A 14,805-nucleotide genomic window follows, 5' to 3' on the forward strand; every position below is an offset into this window, starting at 1 on the left:
CAACATGGTGCCATCAAGCGAGCAGCACGCCATGGTCGACCGCGTCTCCAGCGATGATCGACAGCGCCTGGCGCAGCTCGGCGTAGCGCTCGCTGAGCTCGTGGCCCAATTCGACCTCGATCTCCCGCAGCGCGTGTTGCAGCCAGCGCCGGCAGTCCTTCTTGTCGGGCAGCTTCGGCGGGCCGCCCGGGCCGGTGCGGGGCTGCCACATCGCGTACGACCCGGCGTTGAGCCCCACCCCCAGCGGGGAGAGCACCTGGCCGTCCTCGGGGCCCGTCCCGGTCGCCGAGAGGCTGTCCAGCGCGCCGGCGCCGGCCAGCGAGGCCACCCCCGAGGTGGTGGTCACCAGCAGCGCGCGGTCGCGGTCGCGGCCGTCGTCGCGGCCGTTGTCCACGGTGCGGCGGGCGGCGGTGGCGATGCGGGCCAGCACCACCTCGTCGGGCGGGGTGTCCAGCAGCGCGCCGAAGACCGAGTCGATCACCTCGCGGGTGTCCACCCGCAGCTGCCGGGAGCTGCGCACGGAGAGCGCGTGCAGCTGCCGGTCGAGCACCCGGGGCAGCTCGGGGCAGCCCTTGCCGGAGCCCAGCTCCTGCACGCAGCGCACGTGGATGGTGGCCAGGTCGATCGAGACCCGCTCGACGGCGGCCAGGCGGCGGGCCCGGATCTCCCGGTCCAGCAGCTCCTGCCAGGCGTCGCCGGTGGCCGAGACGGTGGCCGCGGCCACGCCGCCGGCCCGGGGGCCGGTCGCGGCCTGCTCGTCGGCCCAGGCCTCGAGCTGGTGGCGCAGCTCGGCGACGCCGAACGTGGACGCCGGGTCGAGCGAGACCGGGAACCAGGGCGCGGTCGCCAGGCGCGGGCCCCGCGCGGCGAGCAGCGCGCGGTTGGCCGCCAGCATCTCCGGCCACTCGTCGTGCTGGTCGATGCGGGTGAGCACGAACGCGATGCGCTCCAGCCGGTCGGCCGCGGCGGCGAGCAGGTCGAGGTCGGCGCGCCCGAGCGGGGCGGCGGCGTCGACCACGAAGAGCAGGCCGAGGCCCTCGGCGGCGGCGTCGAGGGAGATCTCGGCGGTCACCGGATCCAGGCCCCCGCTGCCGGGCGTGTCGATCAAGGAGACCCGCTTGAGCAGCGGCGACGGGTGCGCGACCTCGATCCGCCGGGCCGGGCGGACCGGGCCCTTGACCGTGCTGCGCTCGGGGAACGGCCGGGGCTCGCGGCGGCCGGGCACGTAGGCCCACGCGTCCGCGCGCTCGCCGTGGCGGAACACCACCCAGGCGTCGCCGGCGTCGATCGGCCCCGCGGCGCGCCGGATCAGCGCGTCGACCAGGGCGGTCTTGCCGGACCTGGCGGTGCCGGCCACGATCGCGCAGGCCCGGTGGGGCGGTTGGGACGGGGCTGTGGATTGCCGGTGGTTCCGGCTACCGCGAATCGGCATGGCGGCTGCTGATCTCCCGCTCGTCGTGATGCCGAAGGCCGGCGCCGACGTGACGGTCAGTTCGATCAGCGGTGCCTGCATGACCCCGAAGCCCATGTGTGCGACCTCCTTGTGCACGCCCGGAGAGCCCGTCCGACACGCTGCCGGGCAGCTTTGCCGGGCGGGGCATCGGAACGCTACGTGAACGGGCACTTACAACAGCAGGGTTTCTGGTACTCACTGGGGCCGAACGCACTACTCAAGTTCGTGCGTCCGCAGGTACACGCAGTAATCAACGTATCGATATGCTGCGACGGTGCCTCCCTGGAGCTTTGTCGGCAGAAACGCAGAACTCACCCGTGTCGCCGAGGCGGCCTCCGGTTCCACCGGTCGCGGTCTGATTCTCGGCGGCCCGCCGGGCATCGGCAAGAGCCGATTGCTGCGCGAGGGCGTCAATGCACTTGACCAGGACAGACTCGCCGTCTGGACGGCCACCGCCAACGCCGCGACGGCCGGCCTGCCGCTCGGCGGGCTGGCCCAGGTGCTGCCGCCCGACCAGCCCGCCGGCGGCTCGCCCGCCGGGCTGCTGCGCTGGGCGGTCGACGCGCTGCACCGCCAGGCGGCCGGTCGCCCGATCGTGGTCGCGATCGACGACGCGCACCTGCTCGACCCGCTGTCTGCCGCGCTCGTGTACTACGTCGCCCGCTCGGAGAACGCCACGGTGATCGGCACCGTGCGCACCGGCGAGCCGGTGCACGACCCGATCAGCGCCCTGTGGAAGGACGACCTGGTCGAGCGGATCGAGCTCGGGCCGCTCACCCTGCAGGAGACCTCCGACCTGCTGCAGCAGGTGCTCGGCGGCCCGGTCGACTCGGCCTCGGTGGACCGGCTCTGGCAGCTCTCCCAGGGCAACGCCCTGCTGCTGCGGGAGCTGGTGATCGGCGCGCACGCGGCCGGCGAGATCATCGAGAGCTACGGCATGCAGCGCTGGACCGGCAAGGTCGACCTGGCCCCGACCCTGACCGAGGTCGTCGACGCGCGCATCGGCAAGCTCACCCCGCAGGAGCGCGCGGTGCTGGAGCTGGTCGCCTTCGGTGAGCCGATCGGCCTGCCGCTGCTGGTCAAGGGGACCGACCTGGCCACGGTGGAGACGGCCGAGGAGCGCCAGCTCGTCCGCGTGGTCGTCGAGGACCGGCGGACCACGGTGCGGCTGGCCCATCCGCTGTACGGCGAGGTCGTCCGCCGCCGCTGCCCGGTCACCCGCAACCGGCGCCTGCTCGCCGACCTCGCCTCGCTGGTCGAGAACTGCGGTGCGCGGCGCCGCGACGACCTCCTGCGCGTCGCGGTCTGGCGGCTCGACTCCGACACCGCGCGCGACCCGGTGCTGCTGCTCAACGCGTGCCGGCTGGCCTTCGCGACGTACGACATGGCGCTGGCGATGCGGCTCGGGCGTGCGGCGGTGGCGGCGGGCGGCGGGTTCGACGCCGCGGAGACGCTCGCCACGATCCTCATGTTCGCCAACTGCCCCGACGAGGGCGCGCTGCTGCTGGACCAGAACGAGGACCAGATCGGCGACGAGGGCCAGCGCAGCCGCTGGCTGGCGATCCGGCACATCATCTCGCACTGGGGCGTCGGCGACTCGTCGACCGCGGACGAGATGGACCGCCAGGCGCACAAGATCGTCGACCTGCGCGAGCGCTCCCTCGCGCTGTCCGTCGAGTCGACCATGCGGCTGCACCGCGGCGACTTCGGCCAGGCCCTGACGCTGGCCCGCACGGTGCTGGACAGCCCCGCCTCCGCCCCCGGGCCGCGCGCCCTCGCCCGCTCGATCATGGGCCACCTCCAGGCGATGCGCGGCACGCCGGTGCAGACGGTCAAGGCGATGGCGCTGCTGGACGCGGACGCGACGCAGTGGCGGGCCGAGGTGCCGTACATCCAGCTGGGCATCGAGCTCGCCCGCGGCACGGCCATGATCCTCGCCGCCGACCTCGGGGCCGTCGACGCGATCGTGGCCACCGAGTTCGCGGGCATGGCCGACGCCGGCAACTTCCTGCTCGGCTCCGGCTACCTGCAGATCGTGCGGGCCCAGGCGGCCCGGCTGCGCGGGCACCTGCAGGAGGGCGGCCGGGCCGCCAGCCAGGCCAGCGCCATGCTCGCCACCGGCCGGATCTTCGTCGCCCTGGCCCACGCCGAGCGCGCCCACATCGCCGCGCTGCAGGGCGACGCGGCCGGGGCCGCCGCGGCGTTCGCGCTGGCCGAGGAGGCGCACTACCGGTCCATGGAGGTCCTGTACCCGTGGCTGGAGGAGGCCCGCGCCTGGGTCGCCGTGGCCGCGGGCGACGTGACCACGGCCGCCGAGGTGCTGCGCCTGCTCGCCGCGCGCAACCGCAGCGACGGGTTCGCCGCGCACGAGATGTTCGCCCTCTACGACCTGGGCCGCCTCGGCTTCGCCGCGGAGGTCAACGAGCGCATCGGGGCCCTCGCGCAGACGGTGGAGGGCCGGCTCGCCCCGGCCATGGCGTGGCACGTGCGCGCGATGGCCGAGGAGGACGGCGGCGCCCTGCTCTCGGTGGCCGAGGAGCTGGCGGACATGCAGCTGTACCTCTTCGCCGCCGAGGCCGCCGCCGGCGCCGTCACGCTGCTGCGGGGCATCCGCTCGCCGCAGACGCCGCGGGCCGCCCAGCGCCTGGCCGAGCTGCGGGTGGAGTGCCCGCACGCGGTGACCCCGGCCCTGGTGGTCCCGCAGCCCATGCTGACCGGCCGGGAGCGCCAGATCGCGCGGCTGGCGGCGGCCGGGGTGCCGTCGAAGGAGATCGCGGACCAGCTTTATCTGTCCTCTCGTACCGTCGACAACCACCTCATGCGCGTCTACGCCAAGCTGGGCGTGACCGGCCGGGCCGAGCTCGCGGCCGCGCTGCGCTCGCTGCCGCCGGAGGAGTGATCGCCGGACTGCAGCGCTTGGAAGCCGCCGCGCCCCGCTCGCTGCCGCCGACGAGTGATCGCCGGACTGCAGCGCTTGGAAGCCGCCGCGCCCCGCTCGCTGCCGCCGACGAGTGATCGCCGGACTGCAGCGCTTGGAAGCCGCCGCGCTCCGCTCGCTGCCGCCGACGAGTGATCGCGGTCCTATAAGCCTTGGAATATGTTGTTCATGTGACGACGAGCGCGTTCCTGACCGACCACTACGAGCTGACCATGCTGTCGGCGGCCCTGCGCGACGACACCGCCGACCGGAGTTGCGTGTTCGAGGTGTTCGCCCGGCGGCTGCCGATCGGGCGGCGCTACGGCGTGGTCGCGGGGACGGGCCGGCTGCTCGACCTCATCGCCGAGTTCACCTTCGGCGATGAGGAGATCGCGTTCCTGCGCGAGCGCGGGATCGTGGACGACGCGACGGCCGATTGGCTCGGGAAGTACAAATTCCGGGGTGACGTCGACGGGTATGCCGAGGGCGAGCTGTTCTTCCCCGGCTCCCCCATCCTGACCGTGAGCGGCACGTTCGCCGAGTGCGTCGTGCTGGAGACGCTGATCCTGTCGGTGCTCAACCACGACAGCGCGATCGCGGCGGCCGCGGCCCGGATGGTCACCGCGGCGCGCGGGCGCTCGGTGATCGAGATGGGCTCGCGGCGCACCCAGGAGGAGGCGGCGGTCGCGGCGGCCCGCGCGGCCTACCTGGCGGGCTTCGCGTTCACGTCCAACCTCGAGGCCGGCCGGCGCTACGGCATCCCGACGACCGGCACCGCCGCCCACGCCTTCACGCTGCTGCACGACTCCGAGCAGGCCGCGTTCCGCTCCCAGGTCGAGACGCTGGGCAAGCAGACCACGCTGCTGGTCGACACCTACGACATCGCCCAGGGCATCCGCAACGCGATCGCCGTGGCCGGCCCCGAGCTGCGCGCGGTGCGCATCGACTCCGGCGACCTGAGCGTGCTCGCGTCCGAGTCCCGGGCGCTGCTGGACTCGCTGGGCGCCACCGACACGCAGATCGTGGTCTCCGGCGACCTGGACGAGTACGCGATCGCCGCGCTGGCCGCCGAGCCCGTCGACGTCTACGGCGCGGGCACGGCCGTCGTGGTCGGCTCGGGCGCGCCGACCGCCGGGCTGGTCTACAAGCTCGTCGAGGTCGACGGCCGGCCGGTCGTCAAGCGCTCCGAGCACAAGGGCACGGTGGGCGGGCGCAAGACGGCGGTACGGCGGCACAAGCCCACCGGCACCGCCACCGAGGAGGCCGTCGTCTCCCTCGGCACCCCCGACGCCCAGCCGCACGACCGGGCCCTGCAGCGGCCCCTGCTGCGCGGCGGCGAGCCGGTGGCGGACCTGCCGACGCTGCGCGAGTCGCGCGAGCACCTGCGCCAGTGCCTCATCTCGATCCCCTGGGAGGGGCTCAAGCTCTCGGCCGGCGACCCCGCGGTCCCGGTGGTCATGACCGGCGGAATCTCAGGAGGCACCGCATGACGCGGGCGTTGATCGTGGTGGACGTGCAGAACGACTTCTGCGAGGGCGGCTCCCTCGCCGTGGCCGGCGGGGCGGGCGTGGCGAAGGAGATCTCGGCCGCGCTGGCCGCCGGCGGTCCCTGGGACCACGTGGTGGCCACCCAGGACCACCACATCGACCCGGGGGCGCACTTCGCCGAACACCCCGACTACGTGAGCACCTGGCCGGTGCACTGCGTCGTCGGCACCGGCGGGATCGGCTTCCACCCCAACCTGGACACCAGCCGGGTCGAGGCGGTCTTCGAGAAGGGCTCCTACCAGGCCGCGTACTCCGGTTTCGAGGGCGCGTCCGACGGCCGGGGCCTCGCCGAGTGGCTGCGCGAGCGCGACGTGACCGAGGTTGACGTGGTCGGGATCGCCACGGATCACTGCGTCCGCGCGACGGCGCTCGATGCGGTCCGGGCCGGCTTTGTTACAACCGTGCTCCTCGGCCTGACCGCGGGTGTCATGCCCGCCACAACCGAGTCCGCCCTGGTTGAGCTGCGGGAAGCCGGCGTGACCTTGGTTGGTGAACCGGTCGTGGCCGGGAGCTGACCGTCCGGCGGATGGCACATGGCTGGACTTGCCGTGTAACAACCGACGTGTACCGTCATCCGGGCAAGCCGGTTCCGCGGCACCGATGTGAGGACTTCTCACGTCACTACGTAAGGAGCACCTACACGGAGCGTGGCGAAAATGGTAAGACTTCGCTACGCTTGCGGGACCTCGAAGGGTCGTCCATGGTGGACGGCTCAGCACCAGGAGGGTCACGTGAAGTTGTCGATCGAGACTCGCCCTTCGGATCAGCGAGAGTCAGTGCTGACGCTGAGTGGCGAAATCGACTATGAGACCGCTCAGGAGCTCCGCACCGCGGTGAGCTCAGTGCTCGACGGAAGCATCGACCTCCTTGTCATCGACCTTCAAGGGGTCACCTTCCTCGACTCCACCGGCATCGGCACCCTCGTCGTTGCCAAGCGCATCTGCCACAGCATGGGCGTCAAGCTCGACATTCGCCGGCCCAACCCCTTCATCGCGCGGCTGTTCGCGGTGGTGGGAGTGAGCGACATTCTCGGCGTGCCGATCCCGCCCGGCACCGTGTCCGGCCGCCTGCCCGCCCCGCGCGGCGGGGTCACCCAACCGGCCTGACACGCATTACGGAACGTATTACTCTCCCGGCTCCGGCCGAACCCCACCTTGACGACGCGCGCGGAGCGCCCCACCCCTACCCCGGGCGGCGGCGCCTCCGCGCTGACGACGATTCCAGGTGCACGCTGCGTTACTGCCGCAGCTACCTTCTGTGAGTGAATCACTCACTCGGGTGATCACCGCGGCTTTTTCACGAAACTGTCACAACGCCGTTTTGCCCGATTCGTCCGATCTCTGGCCGGCCCGCTGAGTCGGCCGTGCCGCCGTGCCGCCGTGCCGCCTTGCCGCCTTGCCGCCTTGCCGCCTTGCCGCCTTGGGATGACGCCGGCCCGCTCAGTTGGCCGCTGCCGCCGCGGACGACGCCGGCCCGCCTGCCGCCGCGGACGACGCCGGCCCGCCAGCCCGGCCATTGCCGCCCTGCATGACGCCGGCCCGCTCAGCCAGCCGCTGCCGCCGTGGGTGACGTAGGCCGGCAACGGAACGCCCCCGACCGCTTGTGGCGATCGAGGGCGTTCAGAGCCTGTCCGGCGCGGGCGCTACGACTGTTCCTGGTAGCTGGCCCCACCGTCGGCCTCGTGGCTGAGCGGCTTGGCCCCACCGGGCGGCGGCGCCTCCAGCGAATGGCCGGGCGCGTGGGCCGGGTACCGGGCGTCGAACGCCGGCCGCTCCGAGCGGATGCGCGGCATGCTGTCGAAGTTGCGCAGCGGCGGCGGGCAGGACGTGGCCCACTCCAGCGACATGCCGTGACCCCACGGGTCGTTCACCTCGACCACGCGGCCGGTCTTGTACGACTTCCACACGTTCCAGATGAACGGCAGGGTCGACAGGCCGGTGATGAACGAGCCGATCGTGGAGATCGTGTTCAGCGTGGTGAAGCCGTCGCTGGCCAGATAGTCCGCGTACCGCCGAGGCATGCCCTGCGTGCCCAGCCAGTGCTGCACCAGGAACGTGGTGTGGAAGCCGATCGTGGTCAGCCAGAAGTGGACCTTGCCCAGCCGGTCGTCGAGCATCCGGCCGGTCATCTTCGGGAACCAGAAGTAGATGCCGGAGTACACCGCGAAGACGATCGTGCCGAAGAGCACGTAGTGGAAGTGGGCGACCACGAAGTAGGTGTCGGAGACGTGGAAGTCGATCGGCGGGCTCGCCAGGAGCACGCCCGACAGGCCGCCGAAGAGGAAGGTCACCAGGAAGCCCACCGCGAAGAGCATCGGTGTCTCGAAGGTGATCTGGCCCCGCCACATCGTGCCGATCCAGTTGAAGAACTTCATGCCGGTCGGGACCGCGATGACGAAGCTCAGGAACGAGAAGAACGGCATCAGGACCTGGCCCGTGGCGAACATGTGGTGGGCCCACACGCTCATCGACAGGGCACCGATCGCGATCGTGGCGCCGACGAGGCCCTTGTAGCCGAAGACCGGCTTGCGGCTGAAGACCGGGATGACCTCGGTGATGATGCCGAAGAACGGCAGCGCCACGATGTACACCTCGGGGTGGCCGAAGAACCAGAACAGGTGCTGCCAGAGCATCGCGCCGCCGGTCTCGGCGTCGTAGACGTGCGCGCCCAGGCGGCGGTCGGCCTCCAGGGCCAGCAGCGCGGCGGCCAGGATCGGGAAGACCATGATCACCAGGACGCTCGTCACCAGGATGTTCCAGGTGAACATCGGCATCCGGAACATCGTCATGCCGGGCGCGCGCAGGGTCAGGATCGTCGTGATCATGTTGACCGCGCCGAGGATCGTGCCGAGGCCGGAGAGCACCAGGCCGACGATCCAGAGATCGGCGCCCACGCCGGGCGAGTTGATGATGCTGTTGAGCGGCGCGTAGGCGAACCATCCGAAGTCCGCGGCGCCGCCCGGCGTGATGAAGCCGATCAGCGTGATCGAGCCGCCGAACGCGTACAGCCAGTACGCGAAGGCGTTCAGCCGCGGGAACGAGACGTCCGGCGCGCCGATCTGCAGCGGCGTGATGTAGTTCGCGAACGCGAAGACGATCGGCGTCGCGAAGAACAGCAGCATGATCGTGCCGTGCATGGTGAACAGCTGGTTGTACTGCTCAGGCGAGAGGAACTGCAGCCCCGGCCGGGCCAGCTCGGCGCGCATGAGCAGCGCCATGAACCCGCCGATCATGAAGAACACGAACGACGTGGTGAGGTACATCAGGCCGATCTGCTTCGCATCCGTGGTGCGCAGCAGCCGAGCGAACGCCGAGCCCTTGACCGGCTTGTGCACCGGCCAAGGCCTGGTGACGATCGGCTTCGGTGCGACGGTGGTCACGAAAGGCCTCCTGAGGCTGTTGAACCAGCTGGCGAGCCAGCTCCGCGAGGCTCCGGGCGATCGGCAGTGCGATCAACACGTCACCCCGCAGGCAGAATAGTCCCTTCGCCCGACGCGAAAACGCTGGGGTTCAGCTCCCGCCCTTGGCCCCGAAATCAAAGCTGATGGCACCCGCCGCGATGGCGGCCAGCACCAAGAGCATGATCCCCCAGAAGATCAGCCGATCGGCGGGAGTTGGGCTTTTCACCGCGCCGATGAGCCGGCTGCCGAGCGGCTCGGCCCGCGGGGCCGGCGGGGCGTCGACCACGACGGTGTCGGCATTGTCCGCGACGGGCGCCACCGGGGCGGGCGCCAGGCGGCGCTCGGGGAGGGCCTGCAGCACGATCAGGACGGCCCCGGCGAGCACCAAGAGCACCCCGAGCACCGCGACGATCACAGCGATCCAGTCACGCATCCTTGCCTCCTTCGATGCGCAGAGGCTAGAGAACCCGGTGGGTGCGCGTCGAGACCTGACTCACGGCCCGGCGCTGAAATTTACAGTCAGAACCCCGGTAGCGAAACCTTGCGGCAATCTCGTGTTGACACCGCAGAAACCGTGTATGACGCTCCGATATGGAAGCGCTCCCAAAATCGACGACTTGCTATCTAAGGAGGTCGCGATGTCGATTACCGCCGCTCCGGAAACGCAGGATCCCACGCACGACCCCATGCGTGACACCGCCGAACACCCCACCCTCGCCCACGTCGCCGCGCTCGCGGGCGTTTCTTCCGCCACCGCATCGCGCGTGCTCAACGGCTCCGCCCGCGTCTCCCCGGCCGCCCGCCAGCAGGTCCGCGACGCTGTCGACCGGCTTGGTTACGTCCGTCAGCGTGCCGCCCGCGCTGTGGACCGCCGCCCCCGCTCCGTCGCCGCCGTGGTGTGCGAGCCGAACGCACGCCTCTTCGCCGATCCGTTCTACTCCCGGGTGCTCGCCGGGGCCAGTGCCGCGTTCGCCGAGCGCGACATGCCCATGCTGCTGGCGGCGGGCGAGCGGCCGGCGTCGCTGCAGCGGTACCTCAGCAGCGGCCACATCGACGGCGTACTGCTGATCTACTGCCGCAGCAGCCACCCCCTCGTCGTCACGCTCCCCGCGCTCGGCGTACCGGTCACCCTGATCGGCCGCCCGTTGCAGGGCAGCGCGCTGTCGTACGTCGACGCGGACAACCGCGGCGGCGCCCGGCAGGCGGTGGAGTACCTGGCCCGCACCGGCCGCCGCCGCATCGTGACGATCGCCGGTCCGCCGGACGTCTCGGCCGGGGTGGACCGCCTCGCCGGGTTCCGTGAGGGCCTCGAGCGGGCGGGCCTGGACCCGGGCCCGATCGCCTACGGCGACTTCACGCGCCCGGCCGGCGTACACGCGATGACCCGGCTCTTGGATCATCGCCCCAACCTCGACGCCGTCTTCTGCGCGTCGGACCTGATGGCCGTCGGTGCGCTGCACGCACTGCGGCAGTCGGGCCGGCGGGTGCCCGAGGACGTCGCGCTGGTCGGCTTCGACGACCTGCCGCTCGCGTCGTTCACCCAACCGCCGCTGACCACGATCAAGCAGCCGGTCGAGGAGATCGGCGCGGCCGCGGCCCGCCAGCTGCTCGCGCAGATGTGCAACGAACCCTGGGACGAACCGCCCGTCCTGCCCACCACCCTGGTGCGCCGGCAGAGCGCGTAGATCGGCGTTGCGGCCGCCGGCCGCGACGTGTCCACCCCTCGCAACGAGGCATGAAGCGTTCCCACGGCGGCCTCCTGCCGGTCGCCGGCAGCACCGCCCCCGGGAGTTCGGACCCCACACCCGCGCTCCCGGTGCATCCAAGCGCCGCTATCCAGGCGAATGACTGGGTATGCGGCTCTTGGACCTGTTGGACGCGGCCCGGGACCTGGACAGCGGCGCCGTCGCCGGCATCGTCGTCACACTGACGGCGCGGCACGGCGTCGCCAGGACCTGGACCGGGGCCTGCGTACCCGCCCTGCGTCGGGCCGGGGCGGGTGGCGGCCCCTTCGACATCGCGGTCGAGCACGTGCTCAGCGAGGGCATCGCCCGCGGGCTCGACCTGTCCAGCGTCCCGCGCCACGGCGACATCCGCAGCAACCACGTCCTGCTCGCGTGCGCCCCCGGCGAGGAGCACGACCTGCCGCTGAAGGCCCTCTCCGCCGCCCTCTTCGAGTGGCGCATCGGCACCTTCCCGCTCGGCGCCGACGTCCCGTGGCGGGCGTTGCGGGCGGCGACCGAGCGCACGGCGGCCGGTACCGCCGTGATCTGGTCCCAGACCGCCACCACCGCCGACGCCGCGGGCCTGCTCGCGACGGCCGCCGACTTCCCCGCCACGACGTTCGCCCCGGCGGGCCCCGGATGGCTCGCGGCCGGGGTGGTGCCGGCCCTCACCCGGGCGGGACTTTGCCATCTCACCTCCCTCGACCTGGCCATATCCGCCTGCGCGCGGGTCCCGGAGCCGCTAGACATGGAGGCGTGAAGGCGATCACGCTCACCGCGGAGCACACGCTGGCCCTGCGGGACCTTCCCGACCCGCGCCCGGCTCCGGACCAGCTCCTGCTGGCCATCCGGGCAGCCGGTGTCGACCGCTCCGACCTGGACCTCGACGACGGCGCTCCCGCGTCCGCGCCCGGTCCCACCGCGCCGGCGTCCGCGCCCGGTGCCGGCGCAGCCGCGGCCGGGCCTGGTTCCGGCGCAGCCGCGGCCGGGCCTGCTGGCGACGCGTCCGCGCCCGGGACCGCTTCCAACGCAGCCGGGTCCGGGACCGCTCTCGGCACGTCCGCGACCGGGCCCGCTTCCGGCACGTCGGCGTCCGGAACCGCTCCCGGCGCGCCCGTGTCCGGAACCGCTTCCGGCGCGCCCGCGACCGCTTCCGGCTCGTCCATGGCCGGGCCCGCTTCCGGCTCGTCCATGGCTGGACCTGGTTCCGGCGCGTCTACGGCCGGACCTGCTTCCGGCTCGTCCGCGGCTGGACCCGGTTCCGGCGCGTCCGCGCGGCGGCCTGGGGAGAGCGTGCCCGGGCGCGAGGTGGCCGGCGTCGTGCTCGCCCACGGGCCCGAGGTCACTGGCTTCGTCGTGGGCGACGAGGTCTACGCCTGGACCGAGGGCGCCTACGCCGAGCGGGCCACGGTCCCGGCGCGCGCCGCCGCCCACAAGCCGGCGGGTCTGACGTTTGTGGAAGCCGCAGCGGTACCGAGGGCAGCCGTCACCGCCCTCCAAGCCCTCCGCGCCGCGGGCACCGGCGAGGGCGACGTGGTGCTGATCCACGACGCGGCGAGCGGCGCGGGCCACTTCGCCGTGCAGATCGCGAGAGCTCTCGGCGCCGAGCGCGTCCTGGGCACGGCCCCCGAGGCCGACCGCGACTTCCTGCGCGAACTCGGCGCCGAGCCCGTCGAGGACCCCATGGAACCGGTGGACGTGGCCGTGGACCTGGTCGGCGGCGAGACGACGGCGGCCACCCTGCGCGAGGTCCGCGACGCCGCGCGCGCCGTCTCGACGGTCAACCCGGCGATCGCGGCGGCCGGCGGGCGGTACGTGCCCGCCGAGCCCTCCGCGGCCGACCTGCGCTGGCTGGCCGACCTGGCCGACCGCGGCCGCCTGCGGGTGGCCCTGCACCGCGAACTGCCACTCGCCGAGGCCGCCGACGCGCACCGCCTCCTGGACGCCGGCCATGTCCGGGGCAAGCTGGTCTTGACGCCATAAACCGCCCTGAGCTGCCGAAACACGACTCGGCCGGGGCGCCCGTGACAGGGTACGTTCGCAGCCATGATCAACGCCCCCACCGCCTACACCGGCCGGCGGCGGGCGCGGACGCATAGACCGGCACCCGTGGTACTGGCGGCGGCACTGATCGTGATCGCGGCGGCCTTCCTGCTCGTCAACGCCCTCACCGACCCGACGCCGCGCGATGTGATCTGGGACGCGGGCGCACCGGCGACCCCGCCGCTGTCGCTTCCTTCGCCGTCCCCGTCCCTGTCGCCGTCCTCGCCGTCTTCATCGCCGTCGCCGTCTTCTTCGCCGTCGTCGCGCCCCTCGAAGTCCCCCACGCGCAGCCCGTCCCGGACGCCGTCGAAGGCTCCGGCGGCCGTCACGGTGGAGGCGGAGGCGGGCGGCCGCTCGGGTCAGATGGCGATCCGGGAGGTGCGCGGAGCCTCGGGCGGCCGCGCGGTCACCGGCGTCGGCAACGGCCGGCTGCTGACGTTCCCGGGCGTGACGGTGCCGGCGCGCGGCGAGTACCGCCTGACGATCTCGTACCTGTCGGCCGAGACCCGCCGCTGCTTCCTCGGCGCGGGCCGGCGCTGGACCCTGATCACGTTCCCGCCGAGCGGTGGGGCCGACAAGGTCGCCACGATCACCGTCACGGTCCGCCTCGAACAGGGCCGCAACACAGTCGAGGCCGGGAACACCCCCGGCAGGTGGTGCCCCGACCTCGACCGCATCAGCGTCGCCCTTTAGCTGACCACCCCAGCGAGGCAACGACATGAGCAACGTTTTGGCGTGACCGCGCGCCGGTGGACCATCCAGGGAGGCTTCCGGTTTTTCCGGCGCCGGTCACACCAAGAACTATGCGGGCCTGACCTGGGGACCGCCCCAAACGGCGCTGTGAAGTTCCTGAGTACGCGGCCGCTCAGGCCACCCGCAACGTCTCCCCGAGCACCCGCACGACGTCCCCCTTGTGCAGCTGCCGCCCGCGCCGCGTGTCGACCTCGCCGTTCACGGACACCTCGCCGTCGAGGATGAGCTCCTTGCTCTCCCCACCCGACTCCATGACGTCGGCAAGCTTCAAGAACTGCCCCAGCCGAATCATGTCGCCCCGGATCTCGATGTCTCTCACATCGCGCAGCGTATCCGCCCCCGCGCGGACGCGGATGCACGCCGCCCCGCCTCCGACCAGCCGCAACCCCACCACGCCGCGCAGCCGCGAGCCGCGCCCTCAGGCCACGCCGCGCGGACGCAGGCCACGCCGCACCCACGCAGCCCACGCCGCGCGGACGCGCGGAGGCGACGCCGCGCGGACACGGAGGTGCGCCGCGCGGACGCGGAGGTGCGCCGCGCGGACGCGGAGGTGCGCCGCGCGGACGCGGAGGTGCGCCGCGCGGACGCGGAGGTGCGCCGCGCGGACGCGGAGGTGCGCCGCGCTCGCCTCCAACCAGCCACAACGCCGCCACGCCGCGCAGACGCGAGCCGCGTCCCACGCACGCAGGTCACGCCGCGCGGACGCGGAGGCCACGCCGCGCGGACGCGGAGGTGCGCCGCCCTCGCCTCCAACCAGCCACAACGCCGCCACGCCGCGCAGACGCGAGCCGCGTCCCACGCACACAGGTCGCGGCGCGCGGACGCGGAGGCCACGCCGCACGGACGCGGAGGCAGGCGGCGTGGATCTCGGGTGGCGATGGCGGCGATGGAGCGGGCGGCGCGGCCGTCGCGGCGGTGCGGAGCCGGGTGCCCTGACCAGCGGCGGCGCCGCTAACCAAAGTGCTCCC

12 protein-coding genes are annotated in these 14,805 nt (G+C 72.7%); 8 read left to right on the plus strand and 4 right to left on the minus strand.

The genetic code is table 11. The features are described 5' to 3' along the window. Positions 1-13 precede the first annotated feature (13 nt). Positions 14-1,528, minus strand: coding sequence for a hypothetical protein (locus ACQPZ4_RS46250; protein WP_433051564.1), 1,515 nt, complete (start codon positions 1,526-1,528; stop codon positions 14-16). A gap of 199 nt (positions 1,529-1,727) precedes the next feature. On the opposite strand from ACQPZ4_RS46250, the gene ACQPZ4_RS46255 reads away from it, so the two are divergent. From ACQPZ4_RS46255 to ACQPZ4_RS46270, 4 genes are all read left to right on the plus strand, one after another. Next, positions 1,728-4,352 carry a LuxR C-terminal-related transcriptional regulator gene (locus tag ACQPZ4_RS46255; protein WP_433051567.1) on the plus strand — a complete coding sequence of 875 codons (2,625 nt, stop codon included), beginning with the start codon at positions 1,728-1,730 and terminating at the stop codon, positions 4,350-4,352. Positions 4,353-4,603: 251 nt separating this feature from the next. After that, on the plus strand, positions 4,604-5,860 hold the full coding sequence (locus ACQPZ4_RS46260) for a nicotinate phosphoribosyltransferase (protein WP_433067006.1): 1,257 nt from the start codon (positions 4,604-4,606) through the stop codon (positions 5,858-5,860). Further along, positions 5,857-6,432 (plus strand): nicotinamidase, encoded by a 576-nt coding sequence (locus ACQPZ4_RS46265; protein WP_433051570.1) that lies wholly within the window; start codon positions 5,857-5,859, stop codon positions 6,430-6,432. Before ACQPZ4_RS46260 ends, ACQPZ4_RS46265 begins: the two co-directional genes overlap by 4 nt. Before the next feature lie 261 nt (positions 6,433-6,693). Further along, the gene (locus ACQPZ4_RS46270) at positions 6,694-7,023 is read left to right on the plus strand and encodes an STAS domain-containing protein (RefSeq protein WP_433051573.1); all 330 of its coding nucleotides are present in this window, start codon (positions 6,694-6,696) and stop codon (positions 7,021-7,023) included. Positions 7,024-7,559: 536 nt separating this feature from the next. On the opposite strand, the gene ctaD is transcribed toward ACQPZ4_RS46270, so the two are convergent. Together ctaD and ACQPZ4_RS46280 are read right to left on the minus strand one after the other, a co-directional pair. Further along, a complete protein-coding gene (ctaD, locus tag ACQPZ4_RS46275; protein WP_433051576.1) occupies positions 7,560-9,296 on the minus strand; it encodes an aa3-type cytochrome oxidase subunit I in 1,737 nt (578 codons plus the stop codon). A 130-nt stretch (positions 9,297-9,426) separates the two neighbouring features. After that, a complete protein-coding gene (locus ACQPZ4_RS46280; protein WP_433051579.1) occupies positions 9,427-9,750 on the minus strand; it encodes a hypothetical protein in 324 nt (107 codons plus the stop codon). Positions 9,751-10,003: 253 nt separating this feature from the next. Between ACQPZ4_RS46280 and ACQPZ4_RS46285 the strand changes: the two genes are divergently transcribed. The 4 genes from ACQPZ4_RS46285 (at position 10,004) to ACQPZ4_RS46300 (ending at position 13,777) form a co-directional block, all read left to right on the plus strand. Then, positions 10,004-11,002, plus strand: a complete 999-nt coding sequence (locus tag ACQPZ4_RS46285) for a LacI family DNA-binding transcriptional regulator (RefSeq protein WP_433051582.1) — start codon at positions 10,004-10,006, stop codon at positions 11,000-11,002. A gap of 169 nt (positions 11,003-11,171) precedes the next feature. Next, entirely contained in the window at positions 11,172-11,801 is a 630-nt protein-coding gene (locus ACQPZ4_RS46290) for a transcriptional regulator (protein WP_433051585.1), read from the plus strand. Between the two features lie 533 nt (positions 11,802-12,334). Beyond that, a complete protein-coding gene (locus ACQPZ4_RS46295; RefSeq protein WP_433051588.1) occupies positions 12,335-13,024 on the plus strand; it encodes an NADP-dependent oxidoreductase in 690 nt (229 codons plus the stop codon). A gap of 126 nt (positions 13,025-13,150) precedes the next feature. Continuing rightward, positions 13,151-13,777, plus strand: coding sequence for a hypothetical protein (locus ACQPZ4_RS46300; RefSeq protein ID WP_433051591.1), 627 nt, complete (start codon positions 13,151-13,153; stop codon positions 13,775-13,777). A gap of 172 nt (positions 13,778-13,949) precedes the next feature. On the opposite strand, the gene ACQPZ4_RS46305 is transcribed toward ACQPZ4_RS46300, so the two are convergent. Further along, positions 13,950-14,156, minus strand: a complete 207-nt coding sequence (locus ACQPZ4_RS46305; RefSeq protein WP_433051594.1) for an RNA-binding S4 domain-containing protein — start codon at positions 14,154-14,156, stop codon at positions 13,950-13,952. Between the last annotated feature and the right edge of the window lie 649 nt (positions 14,157-14,805).

Origin of the sequence: Dactylosporangium sp. CS-033363 (assembly GCF_050942475.1) — a bacterium.
In the GTDB taxonomy this organism is placed as follows: domain Bacteria; phylum Actinomycetota; class Actinomycetes; order Mycobacteriales; family Micromonosporaceae; genus Dactylosporangium.